Raw genomic sequence first — 22,943 nt, 5'->3', positions numbered from 1 at the left:
TGTCAGGCCACCAACGCTTTGTGTTCGGCGATGAGGTTGTCTACCACGCTGGGGTCCGCCAGTGTGGAGGTGTCGCCTAGGGCCGCGTATTCGTTCTCTGCAATTTTGCGCAAGATTCGCCGCATAATTTTCCCGGAGCGGGTTTTGGGTAGGCCTGGGGCCCACTGAATCACATCCGGTGAGGCGATGGGGCCGATTTCGCTGCGTACCCAATTGCGCAGCTCTTTGCGCAACTCTTCGCTGGTGGTCTCACCTGCGTTCAGCGTGACATAAACGTAGATTCCCTGACCCTTAATATCGTGGGGGAAGCCCACCACGGCCGCCTCCGCGACTTTGTCGTGGGCGACCAGGGCAGACTCAATTTCGGCGGTTCCTAGGCGGTGGCCGGAGACGTTGAGCACATCATCCACACGTCCGGTAATCCAATAATAGCCATCTTCGTCACACCGCGCGCCATCCCCCGTGAAATACATATTGGGGTAGGTGCTGAAGTAGGTTTGTTCGAAGCGTTCGTGGTCGCCGTACACGGTCCGCATCTGACCGGGCCAAGAGTCCAGCAGCACCAGATTGCCGCTGGTGGCACCTTCCAGGATATTGCCCTTGTCATCGACAAGAGCTGGACGCACACCAAAAAATGGTCGGGTTGCCGACCCCGGTTTAAGCGGGGTCGCGCCGGGGAGGGGAGTAATGAGGATTCCGCCGGTCTCGGTTTGCCACCAAGTGTCGACGATGGGGCAGCGGGATTCTCCAACAACGCGGTAGTACCACTCCCAAGCTTCGGGGTTAATTGGCTCTCCTACACTGCCCAGCAAGCGTAGGCTGGACCGGCTGGTTTGCTTCACCAAATCATCGCCGTCGCGCATCAAGGCCCGAATGGCGGTAGGTGCTGTGTAAAAAATGCTGACTTGGTGTTTGTCGACCACCTGCCAAAACCGACTGTTATCGGGATAGCTGGGAACGCCCTCGAACATCAAGGTGGTGGCGCCGTTGGCCAATGGGCCGTAGACGATGTAACTGTGTCCGGTAATCCAGCCCACATCGGCCGTGCACCAGTACACATCGCCATCGTGGTAATCGAAGATGTACTGGTGGGTCATGGAGGCGTACACCAAATAGCCGCCAGTGGTGTGCAGCACGCCTTTGGGTTTGCCGGTAGAGCCGGAGGTGTACAGGATGAACAGTGGGTCTTCAGCGTTCATGGGCTCGGGAGCGCAATCGCTGGATTGTTCGGCGACGAGGGCGCTATAACGCACGTCCCTTGGGCTGCTGTAACCCACGTCGGCTCCAGTGCGCTCGACGACTAGAACATGCTGTACCGAGTCTGTACCCGGTAAGTCTAGAGCTTTGTCCACATTGGCTTTCAACGGCACAGACTTGCCACCGCGTAGACCTTCGTCGGCGGTAATGACTATCTTGGCCTGGCCGCCCTCAATGCGGTTGGCCAGAGCATCCGGTGAAAAACCGCCGAACACAATGGAATGCACCGCGCCAATGCGGGCACAGGCCAACATGGCGTAAGCCGCCTCGGGAATCATGGGCATGTAGAGGGTGACGACGTCCCCTTTGTTAACGCCTAAGCTCTTCAGCCCGTTCGCCAATTTGCAGACCTGAGTGTGCAACTCGGCGTAGCTGATGTTTTGATCTTCTCCGGGGTCATCGCCTTCCCAAATGATGGCGGTTTGCTGCGCGCGCTCGGGTAAGTGGCGATCTATACAGTTGGCGCTGACGTTCAGTTGGCCATCTTCGTACCACTTAATGGAGACATTGCCGGGAGCGTAGCTGGTGTTTTTGACCTGAGTGTAGGGCTTTATCCAGTCCAGGCGCTGGCCCTGTTCTGCCCAAAAACTTTCGGGGTCGTCCACAGACTGTTGGTACAGCCTGTTGTATTCGTCTTGATTGATCCAGGCAGATTGCGCGAGGCCTTCCGGCACGGGGTGCGTGGGATATTCGCTCATGAGATGTCTCAACTCCGAAATTGTGGTGCCCTACAGGGTCGCAGTCACTGTAGCCACTGCTTGGCGCGTCTGACCATCCGACAATGGTCGCAGCGACGACATTCAGGCGCTAAGGAAGCGTATATGGACTCCCCCAGCAAGGCCTTGAGTTGAAGTCGTGACTAAACGGGGGTTGCAGACGTATATCCGGCCTGTTTTGTTGATGCCTTTGGCATCTGGCCATCATGCAATCCGCACAGGGGAAGCCACACGCTGCATCGTGCTTGAGAGCACGGATTTGTTATCGGCTTTGTCCCCTGCAGGAGGGTCCTGATTGTCGTGACTATTCTTCTCTCGGCGCAACCAGTGAAGTGGGGTCAGTTAGGCGGCAGCAAAGCTGCCGTTAAAAGGTCGGTCATGTCGCCAGATGGCCCAGGCGATGCGGGCGATTTTGTTGGCCAGGGCCACAGCAGCTTTGTTGTGGCCCACGCGTTGTTCGAGCGCCAGAACCCACGCTTGGAGCTTGGTCAACTCGCCAGGTTCTCGCTTCGCCACCCGCTTGGCTTGCAGTAGAGCGGATCGGGCGCCATGAATCAGCAGCTTTCGCAGATACACGTCGCCCCGTTTGGAGATGCTGCCCAGGTGGCGTTTGCTCCCGCTGGACGACTCGCGGGGCGTCAGCCCCAGCCAGCTCGCCATGTGGCGCCCCGAGCGGAATTGCTGGGCATCGCCCACCGACGCGGCCAAAGCGGTGGCCGTCATCACGCCAATGCCGGGAATGCTTTGCAGCCTCGTCGCGTCCTTGCTCTGCCGGGCCAGCGCAGCAAGCTGCTTATCGAGGGCATCAATTCTGGCGTCCAATTCTCGTATCTCGTCGATGGCTGGAAGCAGCCCTTCAACGAAGGACAAAGGCAAGGCTCGGTCGCTCAAAGCCACCAACGCCCCTGGGATGACATTCGCTGCCCCCGAGGGAAGAAGGATGCCGAACTCGCGCAGTAGCCCCCGCACGAGATTGATGCGAGCGGTCCGTGTTGCGACCCATGCCGAGCGGATGCGATGCAGGGCCATGATGCTCTGCTGGTACTCAGTCTTAATGGCCACCGGCAGAATGTCGGGATCTCGCGCCGCCTGAACCAAGGCCGCAGCATCGGCCCGGTCTGTCTTGTTACGTTTTCGGTAGGGCCGCACGTAATGCGCCGGCAGCAAGCGCACCGAATGCCCGGCTTCCCGAAAAAGACGCGCCCAGTAATGACTGGTCGCACAGGCTTCCATGACGACGGTGGCGGGAGACAGAGAGTGTGGCAACAACGCAAAATCACCCCGACTCAACCGCAGCCGTTTAATGATCCTGTGATTCGCATCCGCAAGGGCAATCTCAAAAACGTCTTTTGCCAGATCAATGGCGACAGTCGTAGCATCCATGTTGGGCTCCTTCGGTAAAGGCTGATGGTTAGAACATTCAGCGTGGCACTTGTGATGCCGAGTAAATTACCGGGGGAGTCCATTTCATCACTGATTGAATCGTCGAGCGCAGCAAGGTGGGTTGTCGCCGGAGCGCAAAAACCGCAGTGTATGTGGGTGTACATGAGGATTTCGAGCACCGCCGACAACTCAGATTGCAAGTGCAGGCATTAAATCAGTACTTCCCTAAAGCTTAGCGCTCGTCGGGCTCTGTGGGTGTGTCAGGAGAGTGGGTCGGCTGCGACCACATCTGGGTCCATTGCTTCATCACTTCGCCCTGGACTTTGGCGACATCCTGCAGTGCGCCCAGAGGGCCCTCTTGAAACAGATTTTCCAGCTGCTGTTGCCATTGTTCTTGATGGCCTAAGAACTGGGTTATTGAGCGCTCTAGGTAAGGTCTGAAGGCTGACTGCATCACCGAGCCGTAGAACCGGATCATGTGCCTGAGAACCTCCTCGGAGAGCAGGGGCTCGCCTTTTTCCTCGGCTTCAGTCACCACTTGAAGAAGGGTTTGCCGGGTGAGGTCCTTTTTGGTTTTGCTGTCCAAGACCCGAAAGCTATCACCCGCAATCACCATATCGCGCAGGGCGTCGGTATTTATAAATTGCGCCGTTGTGGTGTCGTATAAGCGTCGATTGGGGTATTTACGGATGATGCGGGGTTCAGTCATGGGGGAATCCTAGCTTGCCCGGCGCTACTGCGGGGGTAAGTGCGGCAATGGCCACCGCAGTGGGAAGGGTCATGCATCGGAAGATGCCGATGAGGGGCGGCTTTTCGACCGAGCACAACCTTGGACGATGGCATGCCAGTGGCATCGTCAGTGTCTCTGGGGCGCGCATAGTGCCCGTGGCCCTCAGGCGGGTCCCCGCCGAAGTCACCCGCAGATACACAGTGGGCTTTGGGTATGCCCAGTTGCTGCGGTTGAGGGTGTTCGGCGGTGGCCCGCTGAGGTGCTTGGGGGTGAAATTAGCGCCTGCCTAGTGCATGAATTGCCCGCCATTGACCGGGATGTTACTACCGGTGAGGAAGGACGCTTGCTCAGAGGCTAGATAGGTGACCATGGCGGCAATATCGCGCGGCTGGCCAAAGCGACCGGCGGGAATGCCAGCCTGAATGCCCTCGCGGATTTTTTCCGGCACCGCTTGAATCATAGGACTGTCGATATAGCCCGGCGATACTGTATTCACGGTGACGCCTTTGCGCGCGACTTCTTGAGCCAAGGCCATGGTGAGCCCATGCATGCCCGCTTTGGCGGCCGAGTAGTTCACCTGACCAAATTGGCCTTTTTGCCCATTGATGGAGGAAATATTGATGATTCTTCCGTAGCCACGCTCGGCCATTCCGGGTGCGATATGGCGGCAGGTGTTGAAGCAGCTATCGAGGTTGACCTTCATCACCGCCTGCCACTGGTTCAAATCCATCCGTTTGATGGGGGCGTCCCGGGTAATTCCCGCGGCATTGACTAGGATTTCGATGGGCCCATACTCCTCTTCAATGCGCTGGATGGCGATTTGAGTCTCGTCGAAGTCGCCCACATTGAATGGGGACAGGCCGATATCCCAGCCATTGGCCTTGGCATCTTGTTGCAATTGGGCGGCAGAGGGTGCGTCCAAAGAGGAGCAGTTACCTACCACTCCGGCTCCTGCGCGGGCGAGGTAAACGCAAATAATGCGACCGATGGCGCCGCTACCGCCAGTCACTAGTGCGACGCGGTCTTTGAGGTTGATGTGCATGTGTTTGTCCTTCTTATAGAGTTTCTAAAGCCAGGGCGACGCCTTGACCGCCGCCAATACAAAGAGTGGCCAAACCCCGTCCGCCACCGCGTTGCTGCAGGGCATGTGTGAGCGTGACCAAAATGCGACAGCCGGAGGCGCCAATCGGGTGGCCGAGTGCAATGGCGCCGCCGTGGACGTTGACCTTGTCCGCATCCCACTGAAGTTCACGTCCCACGGCTAAGGCCTGGGCAGCAAAGGCTTCATTGGCCTCAATCAAATCTAGGCTGTGAATGTCCCAGTTGGCCTTATTCAAGCAGCGCTGGGTGGCTGGGACCGGGCCGATTCCCATAATTTTGGGGTCGACACCAGCGCTCGCCCAGGACACCACGCGGGCCAGCGGCGTGAGGCCATGATTGCGGGCAAAGTCGGCACTGGCGACAACCACCACAGCGGCGCCGTCATTAAGCCCGGAGGCATTGCCCGCAGTGACGCTGCCATCTTTTTTGAAGGCAGGGCGTAGGCCGCCTAAGCCCTCAGCTGTAGCGTCGCCCCGGATGAACTCATCCTGCGCAAAAGCCAAAGGCTCTTGTTTGCGCCTTGGAATGTCGATTGTCGTGATTTGGCTGGCAAAGTGACCAGCGTCTCTTGCTGCTGCGGCCTTGTGCTGGGAGTGCGCGGCGAAAGCATCTTGTTCCGCGCGAGAAATCTCGTACTTGCTGGCCAAGTTCTCGGCCGTGATGCCCATATGAAAATCATTAAACGCATCCCAGAGGCCGTCGGTGATCATGCTGTCTTGCATGGTCCAGGGGCCCATGCGTTGACCGTTGCGTGATCCGGGTAACACATGCGCTGCGCTACTCATGTTTTCTTGGCCGCCGGCGACAACGCAATCGGCATCACCTAAAGCAATAGCCTGGGCTGCCAAATGCACCGCTTTGAGTCCGCTGCCGCAGACCTTATTAATGGTGAGCGCTGGAACTTCTTGAGGGAGGCCAGCATGAATAGCGCTCTGCCGCGCTGGGTTTTGGCCTGCGCCAGCCGCCAGTACTTGGCCGAGAATGACCTCATCAACAGCATCCACAGGGATTCCCGCGGTGGCCAGGGCGTCGGCCGTGACTTTGCTGCCAAGCTCTACGGCACTGATGCCGGCTAAGCTACCGCCGAAGCTGCCAATAGCAGTGCGTTTCGCGGCCAGAATTACGATGTCTTTCATGGGCTCCTCCTTTATTCATAGGGTGCCGGGGTGGGGCGAGAGCGATCGTGGGTTATGCCATCTGCTTGGGCGTGTCCTGGCCCGCCACAGCCCGCTGCCCGTCCCAAAAATCAAGCGCCCCAGGCCATTGGCCTGGGGCAAGTGATGGCCCGTTTAGGCCGTTTTGGGCTGTGCGGCGAGTTTGAGCATCCAGCTCAATGCCACTTCAATATTGGTCAGGTATTGCTCGACTGCGCCGACTGCGTCTTTGCTGAGTTGATCGGTTGCCTGTCCCAGCAGCTCCAGGGCCTCGCGTCCGGCTTCTTCGTGCGTTTGGGTGAGGCTTTCTGTTGCATCCGTGGCCGATTGCGCCCAGCTCTGTGCCTGTTGCTGCAGCAGCTCCGTCCAGGCATTGAGGATGTTGCGTTGGGCGGTCACTGCATCGCCGATGGTTTTAGCGCCAAGCAGAGTTTCGCCGGAGGCCTTGGCTTCGGCCAACGCTGTCTCTAGCTGTTTGCTGTGCTCGGTGCTCAAAGACTGGCCTAGCTCTTCATAGCTTTTCAGCAGGCCGAGCAGGGGTTCGTTCGCTTTCTGGGCCAGTTCGGTCCAGCTCTTCAGGGTGTTGTTCAGGGTGCTCATTGTTTGCTCCGTTGGGTGAATGGGCAAGTTCAGTATAGGGCCAAAATTCCGCAATGCAAAAAAATAAGTATCGACCTTGGTAGAAGGTGGTGCGAATTGTCCTATCTATGAGGCTTTTTAAAAATCGCCTATATATAGGTTTCTTTGCAGTGGGTGGAAAATCGTCAAGACGTGCCTAGTCCGAATGGTCTTCGACTGAAGTCGTAGAGATTCCGCGACGCAAAAACAGCAAACTACACCCACATTCCCAAGGACGACACCGGATGACAACTGCAAACGACTTCTCCCAACCCTGGTTGGACTTCATGAAAACAGCCCAGTCGGCATGGACTCCCCCCACGAACCCCTGGGCTAACTTGGGTGCGGCAACGTCGGCGGCGTCGATGACGCCCCCTGGCATGCAGCCGCTGCTCGATATGTTGCAAGCCACGGTGAAGGCCGTCGGTTCCGGGGCGCAAAGCCCCCAACAGCTATTGACCGAGATGGGAAAAACCATGACGCCGCTAATGCAGCAGTTTTTGCAGGGTCAGCAGCCTTGGCAAACGCTGTGGAAATCTGCGGCACCTGGCCTGTCTACGGATGGCGTACTCGACTGGCTCAAGGACCTACCAATGGGGCAGGGGATGAGCTGGGCCAATGAACTTGCGCCCCTGGGCGCGGCCCGCGAGTATCTTCGCCAGGGGCAGGAGCACTCTGCCAAAGCGGCGCAGCTACCCGCCAAAATGGCCGCCTTCGCGCAGGTTATGCAGCGCTTTCCGGAACTCTTGCAGGAAAAACTCCAGGAGCGCGTGCAGCAACTCACCCAATCAGAAAAAACGCTGGACAGCACCCGAGCGGTTCTAGATCTGTGGATTGACGCGGCCGAAGATGCCTTTGCCGAGATCGCGCATAGCAAAGACTACGGAAAGGCTCAGGGCGAACTCAGCAATTTGCTCATGGAGCTCAAAATCGAGCGCCAAGCCAACTTGGACCAATGCCTGGAATTCATTGGGTTGCCGTCGCGCCGTGAATTGGATACCACCCACCGCCGGATGGCCGCCCTGCGCCGGGAGAATCGCCAGCTGAAGTCGGAACTGGCGGCGCTGCAGGCCGATGTGGCCGCGTTGAAGAAGCGCCCGGCGACGAGTCGTAGTCGATCCACCACCAAGAAAGCAGCTACAGGAGCTCAGGCATGACCGCCCCATTATTTAATCTGAACCCGGCCGAAGCCGCCCTGGAAGCCCAGCGCATGAGCTGGGGCATGATGCAGTTGCCGCAGAACTTGCGCGGCATCGTGGATGAAACCACGGGCGTCAGCCCACGGGATGTGGTGTGGGAGTCTGACCCCGTCAAACTCTACCGCTACCCCAGTGCGGGCAAGACCAAAGCCCAGCCCCTGCTAGTGAGTTATGCCTTGGTCAATCGCCCCCACATGATGGACTTACAGCACGACCGCAGTGTGTTGGGTGCATTGAGCCGCGCGGGGCATGATATTTACCTCATCGATTGGGGCTACCCCGACCCTGCAGATCGGTTTACCAGCCTAGGCGATTACATCTTTGGCTACCTGCATGATTGTGTAGAGCAGGTCAAAACGATGACCAAAAGCCCGCAGGTGAATTTGGTCGGCGTGTGTCAGGGAGGCGTTTTCGCCACCTGCTATGCAGCCGCGCATCCTGAGAATGTGCGTAATTTGATCACCATGGTGACGCCCGTCGATTTTCAAACCTCCGATAACTTGCTCACCAAGTGGGCGATGGACTCGGATGCTGACCTCACAGTGAAAGCGCTTGGCAATGTTCCAGGGGATTTACTGAATGTGTCCTACCTCACCTTAAAGCCGTTCCGGTTGAATCTGCAGAAGTACTGGTCTTTGCTGGATGTGGCCGACAATCGCGAGGGCGTGGAGAACTTTCTACGCATGGAACAATGGATTTTTGATAGTCCCGCGCAAGCCGGTGCGGCCTTTGCTGAGTTCGTGCGTCGCTTCCATCAAGAGAATCAGCTCATTAAGGGCACCCTGGAAATTGATGGCGTGCCCATTCGGCTGGCTGATCTGCAAATGCCGATCTTGAACATCTTCGCCCGGGATGATCATTTAGTACCGCCCGATGCCTCCAAGGCCATGGAAAAGCATGTGGGAACCGAGGATTACACCGAGCTGGAATTTCCTGGGGGCCACATTGGTTTGTATGTGTCCGGCCGCTCACAAAAACTGGTACCACCCGCAATTAGCGAGTGGTTAGCGGAGCGCTAACCCTGGGGATGAGCCTCAGCGTCTCAGGCCGGTCAACTGACCGGCCTTTTTTTTGAGCCCTGCGCGCTGCGCTTCGACTATGGAGGCATAGACCAAGGCCTGAGAACTGCGGCAGTCTGCTACGGTTGCAGCCATCCGCTGCAGTGATCCATTCGCGGAGGAGAAAACGCCAACGATGTTGCAGGCACGTTACTTGGTGCTCGTCGCACTGGGCCTAGCGGGTATGTTTCCGCCGGTGCTCAATGTCGTGGATGCCTACGGCAACGCGGCAGTGTGGCTGTTTGGTCTATGGGCTGTGTTAATCGTGGGCGCAGCGCTGCTGGCCCAGCGCCATTGACGACTCGATGACACTCACCGCGCTGCTGCTTGCAGCGGCCTGGATTGCCCTGCTGTTTTTGGTGGCTTACAGGGTGGATGCACGCGCCACCCGTCCGCGTAGCTCAGCTCTGACATACACCTTGTCACTCGCCGTGTATTGCACATCCTGGACCTACTACGGTTCGGTTGGCGCTGCCGCTGACAATGGATTGGGCTTTTTGCCGGTGTACCTGGGGCCAACACTGGTCGCTTTGTTGTTTCCACTGTTTCTACCGAGGCTCATTGCGCTCAGTCAGCGCCACAGGGTGTCGTCCGTGCCAGACCTGTTGGCGGCGCGCTATGGCAAGAGCGCCAGCTTGGCAGCACTGGCCACCCTCGTGGCTTTGCTCGGCGTGGTGCCTTATATCGCCCTGCAACTTCGCGCGGTGGATCTGAGCTTCGCTCTACTGGCAGGGGTGGAAGGAGGTGGGTTGCTGGGTTCCTTCACGACATTGGCCATTGCAATGGGTATGGCGGTGTTTGCGATTTTGTTTGGTACCCGCAACCTTCAAGTTACCGAGCAGCATCACGGTATGGTTCGCGCCATTGCTCTGGAATCGCTACTCAAGCTTGCCGCGTTATTGCTGGTGGCCGGTTATGTCGTCGTGGAGGTTTGGCCGGCGGGGCGGGGCTTAGGCGCTGCCCTTGATGCGCAAGCTGCTGACTGGCTGCAGGTATCGCGACCAGGGCGTGGCTACGGCGACTGGTTCGTTCTGATGCTGTTATCAGCCGGAGCAGTGGTTCTGCTGCCGCGGCAGTTTCAAATGTTGGTGGTCGAGAACGACAATCCCGATCATGCGCGCACCGCCTCCTGGATGTTCCCGCTGTATTTGTTGCTCATTAATTTAGCGGTACTGCCGCTGGCCTTGGCGGGTTTGAGCATGTTCGGGGACCAGGACTCCGCAGACATTTGGGTGTTGGCACTGCCGCTCGCTCTGGATGCCCCATGGTTGGCGCAGCTGGCCTTTCTCGGTGGGCTGTCAGCAGCGACCGGGATGATTATTGTGGAGACCACCGCGCTGGCAACGATGGTCAGTAATGACTGGGCATTGCCCTTATTTCTGCGTGCCCGGCGCGGGGCTGCCGTCCCCGTGCGTCTGGGGCAGCGCTTGCTGGTCATTCGCCGTTGGAGCATGGTGCTGATTCTGTTGGCCGGCTATGCCTATGCGGAGGCGGTCAGCGCGCAGCGATCCTTAGTGTCCATCGGCCTGGTCTCATTTGCGGCCGTTGCGCAGTTCTTACCAGCGGTTGTTTTGGGCTTGCTTTGGACTCAAGTCCGCAAAAGAGCGGTGGCCGTGGGCCTGGCCGCCGGCTGTTTGATATGGCTGCATAGCTTGTTCCTGCCCTCGGTTTGGCCGCAGTACGAGGACTACTGGCCAGCCATACTGGCGCCAACGCAGCTCCTTGGCGTGGATGCTTTTTCCCCCCTGAGTCACGGCGTGTTTTGGAGCCTGGGCATGAATCTGCTTCTCACCGTGTTGTTCTCATTGTGGGGCCGGCCGCGAGCGACCGAGATCGCGCAGGCCGAAGACTTCGTGCATGCCATGCGCGGTACACCAGCCACCGCCATGCCCAGCCTGTGGCGTGGAGGGGTGGCCATGGCTGATTTGGAAAGCCTGCTTCGGCATGTGCTGGGTGCAGAGCGCACAGCGGAGCTGCTTGCTCAGACCGGCCCGCAAGTGCAGGCCGATAGTGAACTTTTGCAGGCTGTCGAGTCCGAGCTGGCCGCGGCTGTAGGCTCCGCATCGGCAAGGATTTTGGTGGGCTCAGTGGCCAATGCGCATGAGATGAGCCAGGACGAGGTCTTTGCCCTTTTGGCGGAAACCTCCGGGGCTTTGCGCATGGCGCGTGAGCTGCAACACAAAAGCGATGCCCTGGAAAGGGCGACGCGCGATCTGCGCGCGGCAAATCTACGGCTGCGCGAGCTGGATCGCCTTAAAGACGATTTCGTGTCCACTGTGACACACGAACTACGCACGCCCCTGACCTCCATTCGCGCCTTTACCGAAATCATGCGCGACGACGCAGAGCTGAGCGAGGCCGAGCGCAGCCGGTTTCTAAAGATCGTTATCGACGAGAGTGATCGCTTAACCCGCTTGATTGAGCAGGTTCTGGATTTGTCCAAGTTGGAGTCCGAAAGCACGGCCGATAATGCAGGAGTCTTGGATGTCCATGCCGCGGTTGAGCGCGCCGTGGGGGTGCTTCGGAGCCTGGCGGACCAACAGGCTGTCGCGGTGGAGCTGGTACTGGATGCGACCCAGGTCCAGGTGCGGGGCGACCCCGATCGCCTGCACCAAGTCCTGGTCAATTTAATCGCGAACGCTCTCAAATTTTGTCCCGCAGACGGCGGTCGGGTCCAAATTCGCAGCCGGAATGAAGGAGATGAGATCGTGATAATGGTGTCAGACAACGGGCCTGGAATTGCCGCGGAGGAACAGGAACTGATCTTTGATCGTTTCCGCCAAGCGCGACGGCAGGAACGCCGAGCCTCCGGTACCGGTTTGGGGCTGGCGATTACTAAGCGAATCGTCGAGCATTGGGGTGGGCGCATCTGGGTGCATAGCAATCCAGGCTGGGGCGCCCAATTTTCATTTTCCTTGCCCGTGCAGGAGGCCTCCCATGAGTGATGCAGCCACCGTTCTTGTTGCCGACGATGAAGACAATATCCTGGTGTCCTTGGAATTTCTGCTGGCGCGGGCCGGCTTTAGCGTACTCGTGGCCCGCGATGGTGAGGCCGCCCTGGAGATGGCCCAGCAACACCATCCTGACCTGCTCCTGCTGGATGTCATGATGCCCAAACTGGATGGCTTTAGCGTATGCCAAGCTCTGCGCGCTTTGCCGGAATTCGCGCATACGCCCATCGTCATGCTCACGGCGAAGGGACGTGACGCCGACCGTGTGAAGGGGCGCGCGCTGGGCGCAACGGACTATGTCATCAAGCCATTTTCCACACGCGAACTGCTCACTCGCGTCCAGGGGCTGCTCGACCAGGCGAAGGAGCCATAGTGACCTGGGGTTTGTCCAAGCTCTGGTGGCGATCGGCGCTGCTGTGCGCTGTTCTTGTGCTTGTGAGTGCCGCCATCGTGATCTGGCAACCCAGCCCCTTCACAGCAGCCCTCGCGGCCCTGAATCTGTTTTGTTCTACAGGTTTATTGCGGCTGTGGGCGCGCAGCGAGCGCCGTCCAGCCTGGGAGCCCAGGCTCGCTCATGCGGTAGATTTATGGTGCAGTGCGAACCCCGAACATGCACTGGATGATGATCGTGTACCTGCCGGAGTGCGAGAGGCTGTAGAGACCCTGGTTGGGCATATGCGCCAGGCCGGAGGTCAGACCGCTGTGGCGGTGGCTGAAGCCACCTCAGGACATGAGCAAGACCGAGATTTGTTGCGGGGTTTGATCGAGGCCAGGGAGGGCGCGTTGATCGTGAGTACCTTGGATGGCCGCGTCTTGCTCTACAACGCCTCGGCTCAGCAACTGCTCCAAGAGGATGGGCAGCTTGGATTAGGACGCTCCTTATTCATCGTATTCCGGCGCTGGGCCATCAGCCATTTTGTCGGGCGTCTGCCCAGCGATGGCCGCCGGATTCAAGGGGTTCTGGTGAGTCGCGGGGGGACGGTGGTCCGCGCGCGCTTCAGCCGATTGTTGCTAGGCCAAAGAGAAGGTTTATTGCTGCAACTGGATTCTCTGGATATGCAGGGCCAGCAAGCTCGCTGGGGAGCACAATGGTTGGAACCGCAGCGCGCCTTATTGGCCAACCTCCAAGCGGCGACCGAAACCCTGAGGGATCATCCCGACTTGCCGGCGGAGCAGGCGCGCTCTTTGCTGGAGGTAGTGCATACCGAGGCCGCCAAGCTTGGAGCGGGGTTAGCCGAGGTTGCAGACGCCTTGCAAGGGCAGCAGGGTTTGCCGCTGGATGATGTGGCCCTCGGAGATTTACTCCGCTTGATGGCCGACCGGGCCAAGCTGGAGCTTGACCCTGAGAGCCCCGCCGGTCTGTGGGTTCATGCGGAGTCGGCCAGCTTGGTGGCGTTGGTGAGCCTGGCATGCCGCTGGATGCGTGGGCATCAGGTTCAACCGCTACGCGTGCAGGGGGCACAGCAGGAGGGTCATCCCGTTATTCGCTTGCACTGGGCCGGCCAAAATATTGATGCGGCTGAGGCTCGTTCGTGGCAACACACCCCCGTCAATGATGATGGACAAACACCCTGGACCCCCGAGCAATTGTTGGAGTGGCAGGGCGGCACCATCTGGATTGACACTCATCGCGATGGCGGCGTCATCCACCTGCTGCTACAACCTGCGGCGGCACCGGACCAGAATTTGAGTGCGGCTACGGAGCTGCCAGCACGACCAGAATATTTTGACTTCGGTTTATTCGATCAGGCTCTGGATCGGGAGCAAGAGGATCAGCCCCTGGATCGACTGGCGTTGACGGTGTTTGATACCGAGACCACCGGGCTACAGCCTGGTCAGGGCGATGAAATTATTTCCATCGGCGCTATTCGCGTGCTCAATGGTCGCCTCATTGGCCAGGAGCTCTTTGAGTCCTTGGTTCGTACCGCGCGCCCTATTCATCCCGAGTCCCAAAAAATTCATGGGATTCGGGCGGAAATGCTGGCCGATGCGCCGGGTCAAGCCGATGCTCTGGGCCGGTTTTTGCAGTTCGCCGATAACTCCATCCTCGTTGGCCATAACGTGGCTTTTGATATGCGCTTTCTGGATTTGGCGGGCAAGCGTCACCAGCTTAGGATTCCACAGCTGGCCTTAGACACCTTATTGCTGAGCGCGGTGGTGTACCCCGAGCGTGACCAGCACAGTTTGGAGGCCATTGCCGAGCGACTTGGGGTGACCGTGTTGGGGCGCCACACCTCTTTGGGTGATGCCCTGGTGACTGCCGAGGTACTGTGCCGATTGTTGCCTTTGTTGCAGCAGAAGGGAATACGCACCTTAGGAGAGGCCATGGCCGCCTCTAGAGAGAGCTGGTATGCCCGGTTGGCCTACTGACCCGAGTATGGCCGCGCAGACCGCTCTGCGCGAACGACATCCCCTGGCGGATGCCCTTGCGCAGGGCGATGGCTGGATAGGGCCAGCTCAAGAGCCAGCGGACTTGGTTCGCGTCTGCAGCTTACTGCGCCGGCAGGCGCAAATTCTGTATCAGGAGGGGCTGCGCAGTGATGTGCTCACGCGCATCGTGGCGCACTGGAATGACGCGGTGCTACGCCGGCTGTTGCAGATGTACGCCGAGGCCTTCAGCGGAATCCGCTGGTGCTGGCTGGCTTTGGGGAGTGAGGGTCGGGAAGAGCAGACCCTGCACACCGATCAAGACAATGCCTTGCTTTTCGAGTCGCAGGATCCGGCGCAAACCCGTGACCGGCTGCTGCCTATCCTGCGCGAAATCAACGAATGGTTGGATCGCTGCGGCTATGTGTTGTGCCCAGGGGATGTCATGGCCAGCAATCCGCGTTGGTGCTTAAGTGCAGGAGAATGGCGTCAGGTCTTCGCAAGCTGGATCGACACGGGTGATCCTCAGGCCCTATTGCACGGGGCTATTTTTTTTGATTTTCGCGGTATTGCAGGGGATCAGGACTTGGCCTCCGAGCTGCGCACCTGGCTGCTGGAGCATCTCAAGCCGCGACCGGTATTTCTGAAGATGCTTGCCGCCCAAGCGGTTGCCAATGCGCCGCCGCTATGGCCTTGGCGTGATTTGCGTACCCGGCGGCATCAAGGCCAAGCGGTGATTGATCTCAAGGTAAATGGGGTCGCCTTATTTGTCGATGCCGCCAGGGTGTTGAGCTTGGCGGCCGGTGTTCCGCCTACACAAACCACCACCCGGCTCGAGCAAAGTGCGCGCAGGCCCAGCGAGCAGAGGGATCGTCAGGCTTGGGTAGCAGCCTACCGCAGTCTGCAAGATTTACGTGTGCGCTGGCAGTTCACCTGCATGGAGCGGGGTCTAGAGGTCGGCAACCGTATTCCGGTGAGTGAACTGTCGCGATTTGATCGAGCCCTGCTGGTACAAGCGCTGACCGAAGCCAAAAAGATGCAATCCAGCCTCCGCTTGCGCTACTTGCTCTAAGCACAGCCTGCTCGCGTCGCCTTTTCGTATGACGTTTCCAAGTTGCTTGTTTGTACCCTGCTGCCTGTGCTCCTCAAGGCCGGCCTGGGTCGGCGTCACTAGCCCGCAGTGATGTGCCTTGAATGGCTGACTAAGCCTCCCCAAGAGCGTCGATTCGCGCAGGCTGGCCTACGAGTCGCGAAGCTGGAAAAGCCATAAAAAACAGTGATCTAGGGGCACGACCTATGTCGATAGACCAAAGTCGGGCTACCCGGAATGGGCCGCGACTTCTAGAGTGTGCACCAACGCATTTCGCGTGGTGTATTGGAGGAGAGAAACATGTCCTTACCGGATAAGGCTGAGGCCTATTGGAAGGCCAACCTGAGCTTGGTGGGCAAGCTGATGGCCGTATGGTTCATCGTGTCCTATGGCTTTGGCATCTTGCTCGCAGATTTCCTAAACCAGTTTTCCATTGGTGGAATCAAATTGGGCTTTTTCTTTGCCCAGCAGGGTGCTGTGTATGTATTCGTTGTTCTGATCTTCATCTACGTGAAGAAAATGGGCGACATCGACCGTCAATTTGACGTAGACGAGGAGTAATCGATGGAGCTTCAAACCTGGATCTACTGGGCGGTTGGTAGCACTTTTGCGCTGTACATGGGCATTGCTATTTGGGCACGCGCAGGCAGCACCAAAGAGTTTTATGTGGCTGGTGGCGGGGTCAATCCAGTGGCCAACGGCATGGCCACAGCCGCGGACTGGATGAGTGCGGCTTCGTTTATTTCTATGGCCGGCTTGATTGCCTTCTTGGGCTATAACGCCTCCGCCTACTTGATGGGATGGACCGGCGGCTATGTGCTACTCGCCTTGCTGCTCGCTCCTTACCTGCGCAAGTTCGGCAAATTCACCGTGCCGGAGTTTATTGGTGACCGTTACTACTCCCGAACCGCACGCCTCGTCGCGGTGGTCTGCCTCATCGTAGCCTCCATTACCTATGTGATCGGCCAGATGAAAGGCGTGGGTGTGGCCTTTGGGCGCTTTCTCGAGGTGGAGTTTGAAACCGGTGTGTTGATCGGTATGGGGATCGTCTTCTTCTACGCGGTACTTGGCGGAATGAAGGGGATTACCTACACCCAGATCGCCCAATACTGTGTGCTGATTTTTGCCTACACCGTTCCCGCTGTGTTCATCTCACTGCAAATTACCGGCAACCCTCTGCCGCAATTGGGCTTAGGTGGAACCCTGGCCGATGGCAGCGGTGTTTTCATGCTAGAGAAGCTGGACCAAATTGTCACCGATCTGGGCTTTGCCAAGTACACCGATCCGGGCGGCTCCACCTTGAATATGTTCCTGCTCACGGCATCGCTAATGATCGGAACGGCGGGCTTGCCCCATGTGATCATTCGTTTCTTCACCGTGCCTAAAGTTTCTGATGCACGGAAGTCTGCAGGTTGGGCATTGGTGTTCATCGCCATTCTCTACACCACGGCGCCTGCCGTAGGCGCTATGGCGCGGATGAATCTGATGGACACCATTCAGACCGGGCCGATTGGTGAACCACAAAGCAACCTGCTGTATGAGGACCGTCCAGAGTGGTTCAAAACCTGGGAAACCACCGGGCTGCTGCAGTTTGAAGATAAAAATGGCGATGGCCGTATTCAGTACTACAACGACAAGAACCCAGAGTTTGCTGCCAAAGCCGCCGCTATGGGCTGGGCAGGCAATGAAATGGTGAAGGTGGATCGGGACATTATGGTTCTGGCCAACCCGGAAATTGCCAAATTGCCGAACTGGGTGATCGCTTTGGTCGCTGCAGGTGGCCTGGCCGCAGCATTGTCTACGGCGGCAGGTTTGCTATTGGCCATTTCTTCGGCCATCTCCCATGACCTGCTCAAAGGCACATTTACTCCCGACATATCGGAGAAAGGTGAGCTCATGGCCGGCCGTATTGCCATGGCGGGCGCCATTGGCCTGGCAGGTTATTTGGGGATGAATCCGCCGGGTTTTGCCGCGCAGGTGGTGGCCTTGGCCTTTGGTTTGGCGGCCTCATCCATCTTCCCAGCTTTGATGATGGGGATCTTCTCCAAGCGGGTGAATAAGGCCGGCGCCATTACTGGCATGCTGTCGGGCTTGCTCTTCACGCTGGTTTACATCTTCATTTACAAAGGCTGGTTCTTCATTGCTGGTACCAATTGGCTTCCGAATAGCCCCGATGCCTGGTTGCTGGGCATTGCTCCGGAATCCATTGGCGCCGTCGGAGCTTTGGTGAACTTTGTGATGGCCTTTGTGGTGTCTCGCTTGACCGCGGAGCCCCCGGCGCATATCCAGGAGCTGGTAGAAAGTATTCGCGTACCTCGTGGTGCCGGTATGGCCCAAGCTCACTAGATGTTAATGATGCTGCTCTAAGCAGCATCAGCCGGAAAACCCCGCCAGCTTTGGCGGGGTTTTTTTATGGTGTCATTGAACCAAGCCTGCGGGTCGATGGCTTGTACTCTGCTCAGTAAGGGAGCGATGGTATGCGCGAGTTTGAGACTGAGGTCATGGGGGTGTAGTGCGATACGCAATGGGCGACCCGTGAGAGTCGCCAGCGCTTCCTGGGCCTGATTCCAGGGCAGGAGGGCCCGCGCCCGCAGCGTGGTATCCGCCTCAAAGCCCACCAGGGGCAGGCGGTGTAGCCGCATGGAGGGCTTCAGAAAACATCCTTGTAGCACCTCCACCGACGCATAACCACTTTGGCGAAGCTGCTCGGGGCGTAGCCTGCCTAGAGCCCAGGCCGGCGGCACATAGTGCTGCGGTGTGGGCAAATCATGCTGAGCAAACCATGACTGTGAGCGCTGCATGAGCGCGAGTTCTTCGCCGGGCGTAAAGCTCAGATGCTCGGCTACATCTCTGGAGAGTAGGGCAGCGTGGACGCGATGGCGCAGGCCTCGAATATACGGCGCCCGATGCTGCCAGCCATGGGCCACCAAGCGATACCCCTGCTGCGCCCAATGCTGCAGTCGTTGTAACTGCGCAGCATTCCAGCCCACATCGGGTACAACTAGTAGATCAACCCGTGCATAGCCATGATTGTCCAGTAGGTCGAGAAGCTGGCCCACCTGATCCAGGGTCTGGGGCATGAGGTCATGAATGGACAACCAAGCGGGGGTGAGCAGCGACATAGGCGTGGGTCCTGGTTTTATGTCAGGGGCTGGGCATGCGATTGCAGGAGTTGCAGCCATTGGTCCAGCGTGGCCTCGTGCAGTTGTAAGGCGGCTTGGCGTGCTTGCTGGGCCCTTGCTTGACGCAAGGCTGGGTCCAACTGCAGTAAGCGCTGCAAAGCTGAGCAAACATCTTCCCCTGTTTGCTGGGTATACAAACCCACAGCCAGCTCAGGCCAACGATGAATACCGGCACCTTGTGCAACCAGCGCAGGACGCCCTCTGGCCATGGCCTCCAAAGCGACGGTGCCAAAGGTTTCCAGAGCAGATGGCAATAGCAGCATGTCGCTGGCGTCAATCACTTGGAGCAGGCTAGTGCGGTCCAGCCAGCCATGAAAACGCACATTGCTGAGGCCGGCGGCCTGCTTTTCTAGCGCCTTGCACAGAGGACCATCACCGGCAATAGAAAACTGTAGCTGCGGAATGGCTCTGGCTGCCTGCAGTATTTGGTCCACATTTTTCTCGGGCGCGAGGCGGCCGGCAAAGCAGACCCGGCGTAGTTCGCCAGTATTGGGCTGCAGAGGGCTATGCACAAAGCAGGGGGCCAGTGGCGTGCCCATCACATCGACTGTGGGAGCGCCGAGCTTGCGCACTGTCTCAATCAACGCCGTGTTATGCACCATTACCGTCGAGCTGGCAGCGCAGATGATGCGGTTGGTGGCTTCCAGGTAGCCGCTGGCAACGCGGCGCAGCATGGGATTCCAATACAGTTTTGATAGCTCTTCAAACTGGGTATGAAAGCCGCAGGCAAATCCGCAATTCAGGCGTTTGGCCAGCGCCATTCCCAGCAACCCAAAAGGGCCGGGCGTAATGGCGATGATGATGTCGGGTTGTAACTGCATACAGCGTTGCCAAATCTGCGGAATATTTGGCGTTAGAAGCTTTTGGGTGGAATCCCCAGGCAAGGGCAGCGCGAAACGGGTCCAGCGGCTTTTCCGTTGCGGCTGGAACATCCGCGCATCCACCTGTGCTTCACGCAGATGGGCAACGAGATCGGTGTAATAGGAGCCAGCGCCATTGCGTTCGGGCATGGCATCGGAAAAAAAGGCCACGCGGAGCTTGCGCTGAGCCGGCGCTATGGTGTGCAGCCCGAGCTCGCTTTGGGCGTAGGCGGTCTGAGTGTCCAGCAGCGTCATGCTTGCTTCTCCATGGGAAGTGGGCTGGTGGTGGCGCGTTGACGCAGCGCCTGATAGTCATTCATCAATGCCTCTGGGATCTCAGTCAGAGGCTGTTGGCTGGCGCGGCTGCGATGGCCTCGGCCCTGACGTTGGGCCTGCTCTAATGCTGCTTGCAGTTGCTCGCTGATGGGTAGCCCCAGACCACGCAGAGCCTGTTTTAGAACGGGTCCGGGGTTGTCTGCCAAGAGGTCCATATCCACAACCTCAGTGCGGTCCGGGTAGTCCGTGCAGACTTGCCTCAAGTGCTGATATTGATGCGCAAAAAGCTCCAAAAAGCGTGCTCTAAGCCGGTCCGGCTGGGCATGGGTTCCCAAGGCCTGCATGGCGGGCTCAATGGCACTGAGCTGGGAGTCCAAGCCCTTGGCAGGCTCGCGAATGCAGATCAAAAAGCGGGCTTCAGGAAGTGCTGAAGCGAGGGCCCCGGCCCAAGAGCCAAAAGCGGCGTTTTTGGACAGCAGGCGACGATGATGACCCTGGGCATATTGCTGGCGGGCAAGAATGTCCAGGTAAGCGCTTATGATTCGGCGGCGCTGCTTTTCGGGCAGCTGATCCAGATAGCCCAGCTGCCAAAGGTCCTCACGGTCTGGGAAGGCGAGCACCGCGAGGAAACACGCTGCCGCGGGCAACAGTGCTAGGTAGTCTTCTTCTGCGTCCTGCAGGGAAACGCTGTGAATCTCATCTAGACCACTCGCGGCCCAATGCACCAGGGTGTCTAGACCACGTTGAACGATTCCCCGCAGCCAGCGTTGATCAATTTTTGCCAGTCCCTGCCATAGCCGCCGTTGACAAACCGAGGGAGCCAATAGGGCTTCCCAGGTCCGCATGCTGTGAAAGTCAGTATCCGCCGCGGCTAGGCTGCGGTGAACAAACGTGGTTCCGCTGCGCGGCAAGCCCATGATGAACAGCGGCTGTTCCGGGCTGGCATTGGCGTAATGGGGGTAGAGCCAGCGGTCCAGGGCCAGCCCAGCCCAGTTCAGGCCTTGGAGCGCGCTATAGGGCGGTAGTGCTAAGCCCAGACTCAGTAGCCGGCGTATGCTGAGAGGGGCGCTGGGGTGGCGGCCTGGCCGTAATGAGTCACTGATCCATTCGGCCTGGGTGCGTGCACTGCGCAGGAACGTATTCATGAGCGCCCACGCTAGGCCTTCGATGCTGCACTGCTGTGACGCCGCTGTTGCATTTTGATGAAAGCCACGGCGCATTCGTCGTGCGCATGGCTGTGTTCCAGCCAGGCAGCGGTAGCGCTCGAGTCTGAGTCGCGGCAAGCGTTATGATGCCGAAGCCGCTTTACTCCGGAAGAGACACATGTACGACGCTACCCCCGATTCCATCAGCCCTCTACGTAGTGGCGCGGATTACATCCAAAGCTTGCGTGGGCGTAATTTGCGCGTGTTTTTGTTCGGGGAGATGGTGCCGGAGTTTGTTGATCACCCGGTCATTCGTCCCTCCATCAATGCCGTTGCGCAGACCTATGACCTCGCTCTGGCCAATCCAGAGTTGGCTACGGTGGTATCGCCGTTTACGGGCAAGCGGGTCAGCCGCTTTCTGCATGTATGTACCAGTGCCGATGACCTGGTGGCGCAGAACAAAATGCAGCGTCGTCTGGGTCAGCTCACCGGAACCTGCTTTCAGCGCTGTGTGGGAATGGATGCATTTAATGCGCTGTATTCGGTGACCTATGAGATGGATGAGGCCCATGGCACCGATTACCACACCCGCCTCAAGGCTTTTCTGACGCGCATGCATGCGGGCAACTTTGTGGTCGGCGGTGCGATGACGGATGTGAAGGGAGACCGGGGGCTGGCTCCGCATCAACAAGCCGACCCGGATCTGTTTTTGCGGATTGTGCGTCGGGATGAGCAGGGCGTGTATGTCTCCGGTGCTAAGGCTCACCAAACCGGCTGCCTGAACTCGCATTACATGGTGGTGATGCCGACCATGCGCCTCACCGAGGCCGACACCGACTACGCCGTGGTAGGAGCGGTCCCCGTGGATGCTCCAGGTATCACCTATATCTACGGTCGCCAAAGCTGTGATACCCGCAGCATGGAAGAGGGCGACATAGACGTGGGCAATGCGCAGTACGGTGGTCAGGAGGCCATGGTCATCTTCGATGAGGTGTTCATCCCGCACGAATGGGTGTTCATGCAGGGTGAGACCGACTATGCCGCGATGTTGGTGGAGCGATTCACCTCCTATCACCGGCGCAGCTATGTGTGCAAAAGCGGTGTGGGGGATGTACTCATCGGTGCCGCTGCGCAGGTGGCGGATTACAACGGGGTGGCCAAGGCTTCCCATGTCAAAGACAAGGTGGTGGAAATGGCCCATCTGAATGAAACCATTTATGCCACTGGCATCGCGGCGAGCTACCAGGGCCACGCCACCCGCAGCGGCGCTTACATTTGTGACGATATGTTGGCCAATGTGTGCAAACACCATGTGACCAAAATGCCTTACGAGATGGGCCGCTTGGCACAGGATCTAGCCGGTGGTTTGGTGGCTACCATGCCTTCTGAGCAGGATCTGCGTCATTCCGAAGTTGGCCCCTTGCTGCAAAAATACTTGCGCGGGCGAGCAGATATTTCCACGGAAGATCGTATGCGCATACTGCGCCTGATTGAGAACCTGACTCTAGGGCGAAACGCGGTGGGTTACCTCACCGAGTCTATGCATGGTGCTGGGTCTCCACAGGCTCAGCGAATCCAGATTGCACGGGGAATGCAGCTCAGCTATCGCCAACGATTGGCGCGCGTGCTTGCCGGAATTGATGATGCGCCCGACCCCGATCAGGCGCAGGAGATTCTTGATGAGCTAGGGGGCTATTTTGCGGCTGTTTTTCAGTTGCCGCCCTTGGAAGACGGCTCTGGCTCCTCCAGTAGCTAGTGTCCTGTCTCCGAAGTTCGTTACATATCAGCGAGTCAGAACGCAGTGTGCCGCTAGGCGCGCTCGCGCAGGAATGGTTGTTCCATTTCAAGCGAGCGCA

The 22,943-nt window shown here is 58.4% G+C and carries 19 protein-coding genes; 10 read left to right on the top strand and 9 right to left on the bottom strand.

Features of this window, described 5'->3' with window-relative positions; all coding sequences use genetic code 11:
* Window positions 1–2: 2 nt before the first annotated feature.
* The 6 genes from acs to KI787_08510 form a co-directional block, all read right to left on the bottom strand.
* Entirely contained in the window at window positions 3–1,955 is a 1,953-nt protein-coding gene (gene acs, locus KI787_08535) for an acetate--CoA ligase (GenBank protein ID MBV6629997.1), read from the bottom strand.
* A 360-nt stretch (window positions 1,956–2,315) separates the two neighbouring features.
* Complete coding sequence (locus KI787_08530; protein ID MBV6629996.1) at window positions 2,316–3,356, bottom strand: IS110 family transposase; 1,041 nt, start codon at window positions 3,354–3,356, stop codon at window positions 2,316–2,318.
* 232 nt (window positions 3,357–3,588) lie between these two features.
* The gene (gene phaR, locus KI787_08525; GenBank protein MBV6629995.1) at window positions 3,589–4,065 is read right to left on the bottom strand and encodes a polyhydroxyalkanoate synthesis repressor PhaR; all 477 of its coding nucleotides are present in this window, start codon (window positions 4,063–4,065) and stop codon (window positions 3,589–3,591) included.
* A gap of 307 nt (window positions 4,066–4,372) precedes the next feature.
* Window positions 4,373–5,128 carry an acetoacetyl-CoA reductase gene (phbB, locus tag KI787_08520; GenBank protein MBV6629994.1) on the bottom strand — a complete coding sequence of 252 codons (756 nt, stop codon included), beginning with the start codon at window positions 5,126–5,128 and terminating at the stop codon, window positions 4,373–4,375.
* Between the two features lie 13 nt (window positions 5,129–5,141).
* The gene (locus KI787_08515; protein ID MBV6629993.1) at window positions 5,142–6,323 is read right to left on the bottom strand and encodes an acetyl-CoA C-acetyltransferase; all 1,182 of its coding nucleotides are present in this window, start codon (window positions 6,321–6,323) and stop codon (window positions 5,142–5,144) included.
* Window positions 6,324–6,476: 153 nt separating this feature from the next.
* Window positions 6,477–6,941, bottom strand: a complete 465-nt coding sequence (locus KI787_08510; protein ID MBV6629992.1) for a hypothetical protein — start codon at window positions 6,939–6,941, stop codon at window positions 6,477–6,479.
* 263 nt (window positions 6,942–7,204) lie between these two features.
* Between KI787_08510 and KI787_08505 the strand changes: the two genes are divergently transcribed.
* The 9 genes from KI787_08505 to KI787_08465 all read left to right on the top strand — a co-directional run bounded on the left by KI787_08505 (window position 7,205) and on the right by KI787_08465 (window position 17,970).
* A complete protein-coding gene (locus KI787_08505; GenBank protein MBV6629991.1) occupies window positions 7,205–8,116 on the top strand; it encodes a hypothetical protein in 912 nt (303 codons plus the stop codon).
* Entirely contained in the window at window positions 8,113–9,177 is a 1,065-nt protein-coding gene (gene phaC / locus KI787_08500) for a class III poly(R)-hydroxyalkanoic acid synthase subunit PhaC (protein MBV6629990.1), read from the top strand. Before KI787_08505 ends, phaC begins: the two co-directional genes overlap by 4 nt.
* A 175-nt stretch (window positions 9,178–9,352) precedes the next feature.
* A complete protein-coding gene (locus KI787_08495) occupies window positions 9,353–9,514 on the top strand; it encodes a hypothetical protein (protein ID MBV6629989.1) in 162 nt (53 codons plus the stop codon).
* Between the two features lie 7 nt (window positions 9,515–9,521).
* Window positions 9,522–12,161, top strand: coding sequence for a histidine kinase (locus KI787_08490; protein ID MBV6629988.1), 2,640 nt, complete (start codon window positions 9,522–9,524; stop codon window positions 12,159–12,161).
* Complete coding sequence (locus KI787_08485; protein MBV6629987.1) at window positions 12,154–12,540, top strand: response regulator; 387 nt, start codon at window positions 12,154–12,156, stop codon at window positions 12,538–12,540. Before KI787_08490 ends, KI787_08485 begins: the two co-directional genes overlap by 8 nt.
* Entirely contained in the window at window positions 12,540–14,537 is a 1,998-nt protein-coding gene (locus KI787_08480) for a 3'-5' exonuclease (protein ID MBV6629986.1), read from the top strand. The genes KI787_08485 and KI787_08480 overlap by 1 nt, the downstream gene beginning before the upstream one ends.
* Window positions 14,518–15,606: a hypothetical protein gene (locus KI787_08475; protein ID MBV6629985.1), complete on the top strand. Its 1,089-nt coding sequence runs from the start codon at window positions 14,518–14,520 to the stop codon at window positions 15,604–15,606. The genes KI787_08480 and KI787_08475 overlap by 20 nt, the downstream gene beginning before the upstream one ends.
* Before the next feature lie 318 nt (window positions 15,607–15,924).
* Window positions 15,925–16,185: a DUF4212 domain-containing protein gene (locus tag KI787_08470; protein MBV6629984.1), complete on the top strand. Its 261-nt coding sequence runs from the start codon at window positions 15,925–15,927 to the stop codon at window positions 16,183–16,185.
* Between the two features lie 3 nt (window positions 16,186–16,188).
* Window positions 16,189–17,970, top strand: a complete 1,782-nt coding sequence (locus KI787_08465) for a cation acetate symporter (GenBank protein ID MBV6629983.1) — start codon at window positions 16,189–16,191, stop codon at window positions 17,968–17,970.
* Window positions 17,971–17,987: 17 nt separating this feature from the next.
* Here the strand turns inward: KI787_08465 and KI787_08460 are convergent, their stop codons facing one another.
* From KI787_08460 to KI787_08450, 3 genes are read right to left on the bottom strand one after another with little or no spacing between them, the layout of a single operon-like run.
* Window positions 17,988–18,746 (bottom strand): DUF2334 domain-containing protein, encoded by a 759-nt coding sequence (locus tag KI787_08460; GenBank protein ID MBV6629982.1) that lies wholly within the window; start codon window positions 18,744–18,746, stop codon window positions 17,988–17,990.
* Between the two features lie 17 nt (window positions 18,747–18,763).
* Window positions 18,764–19,921 (bottom strand): glycosyltransferase, encoded by a 1,158-nt coding sequence (locus KI787_08455; protein MBV6629981.1) that lies wholly within the window; start codon window positions 19,919–19,921, stop codon window positions 18,764–18,766.
* A complete protein-coding gene (locus KI787_08450) occupies window positions 19,918–21,087 on the bottom strand; it encodes a sulfotransferase (protein MBV6629980.1) in 1,170 nt (389 codons plus the stop codon). Before KI787_08450 ends, KI787_08455 begins: the two co-directional genes overlap by 4 nt.
* A 178-nt stretch (window positions 21,088–21,265) precedes the next feature.
* On the opposite strand from KI787_08450, the gene KI787_08445 reads away from it, so the two are divergent.
* Window positions 21,266–22,843 (top strand): hypothetical protein, encoded by a 1,578-nt coding sequence (locus KI787_08445; protein MBV6629979.1) that lies wholly within the window; start codon window positions 21,266–21,268, stop codon window positions 22,841–22,843.
* Window positions 22,844–22,943 lie beyond the last annotated feature (100 nt).

It is taken from the genome of Oceanococcus sp. HetDA_MAG_MS8, from assembly GCA_019192445.1.
In the GTDB taxonomy this organism is placed as follows: Bacteria; Pseudomonadota; Gammaproteobacteria; order Nevskiales; family Oceanococcaceae; genus MS8.
This window is presented reverse-complemented; position numbering and strand designations above follow the sequence as displayed.

What these genes read in the sequence shown, in the direction of transcription:
- acs (MBV6629997.1), bottom strand. Translation starts at nt 1,955, where the DNA reads ATGAGCGAATATCCCACGCACCCCGTGCCGGAAGGCCTCGCGCAATCT.
- KI787_08530 (MBV6629996.1), bottom strand. Translation starts at nt 3,356, where the DNA reads ATGGATGCTACGACTGTCGCCATTGATCTGGCAAAAGACGTTTTTGAG.
- phaR (MBV6629995.1), bottom strand. Translation starts at nt 4,065, where the DNA reads ATGACTGAACCCCGCATCATCCGTAAATACCCCAATCGACGCTTATAC.
- phbB (MBV6629994.1), bottom strand. Translation starts at nt 5,128, where the DNA reads ATGCACATCAACCTCAAAGACCGCGTCGCACTAGTGACTGGCGGTAGC.
- KI787_08515 (MBV6629993.1), bottom strand. Translation starts at nt 6,323, where the DNA reads ATGAAAGACATCGTAATTCTGGCCGCGAAACGCACTGCTATTGGCAGC.
- KI787_08510 (MBV6629992.1), bottom strand. Translation starts at nt 6,941, where the DNA reads ATGAGCACCCTGAACAACACCCTGAAGAGCTGGACCGAACTGGCCCAG.
- KI787_08505 (MBV6629991.1), top strand. Translation starts at nt 7,205, where the DNA reads ATGACAACTGCAAACGACTTCTCCCAACCCTGGTTGGACTTCATGAAA.
- phaC (MBV6629990.1), top strand. Translation starts at nt 8,113, where the DNA reads ATGACCGCCCCATTATTTAATCTGAACCCGGCCGAAGCCGCCCTGGAA.
- KI787_08495 (MBV6629989.1), top strand. Translation starts at nt 9,353, where the DNA reads ATGTTGCAGGCACGTTACTTGGTGCTCGTCGCACTGGGCCTAGCGGGT.
- KI787_08490 (MBV6629988.1), top strand. Translation starts at nt 9,522, where the DNA reads ATGACACTCACCGCGCTGCTGCTTGCAGCGGCCTGGATTGCCCTGCTG.
- KI787_08485 (MBV6629987.1), top strand. Translation starts at nt 12,154, where the DNA reads ATGAGTGATGCAGCCACCGTTCTTGTTGCCGACGATGAAGACAATATC.
- KI787_08475 (MBV6629985.1), top strand. Translation starts at nt 14,518, where the DNA reads ATGCCCGGTTGGCCTACTGACCCGAGTATGGCCGCGCAGACCGCTCTG.
- KI787_08470 (MBV6629984.1), top strand. Translation starts at nt 15,925, where the DNA reads ATGTCCTTACCGGATAAGGCTGAGGCCTATTGGAAGGCCAACCTGAGC.
- KI787_08465 (MBV6629983.1), top strand. Translation starts at nt 16,189, where the DNA reads ATGGAGCTTCAAACCTGGATCTACTGGGCGGTTGGTAGCACTTTTGCG.
- KI787_08460 (MBV6629982.1), bottom strand. Translation starts at nt 18,746, where the DNA reads ATGTCGCTGCTCACCCCCGCTTGGTTGTCCATTCATGACCTCATGCCC.
- KI787_08455 (MBV6629981.1), bottom strand. Translation starts at nt 19,921, where the DNA reads ATGACGCTGCTGGACACTCAGACCGCCTACGCCCAAAGCGAGCTCGGG.
- KI787_08450 (MBV6629980.1), bottom strand. Translation starts at nt 21,087, where the DNA reads ATGAATACGTTCCTGCGCAGTGCACGCACCCAGGCCGAATGGATCAGT.
- KI787_08445 (MBV6629979.1), top strand. Translation starts at nt 21,266, where the DNA reads ATGTACGACGCTACCCCCGATTCCATCAGCCCTCTACGTAGTGGCGCG.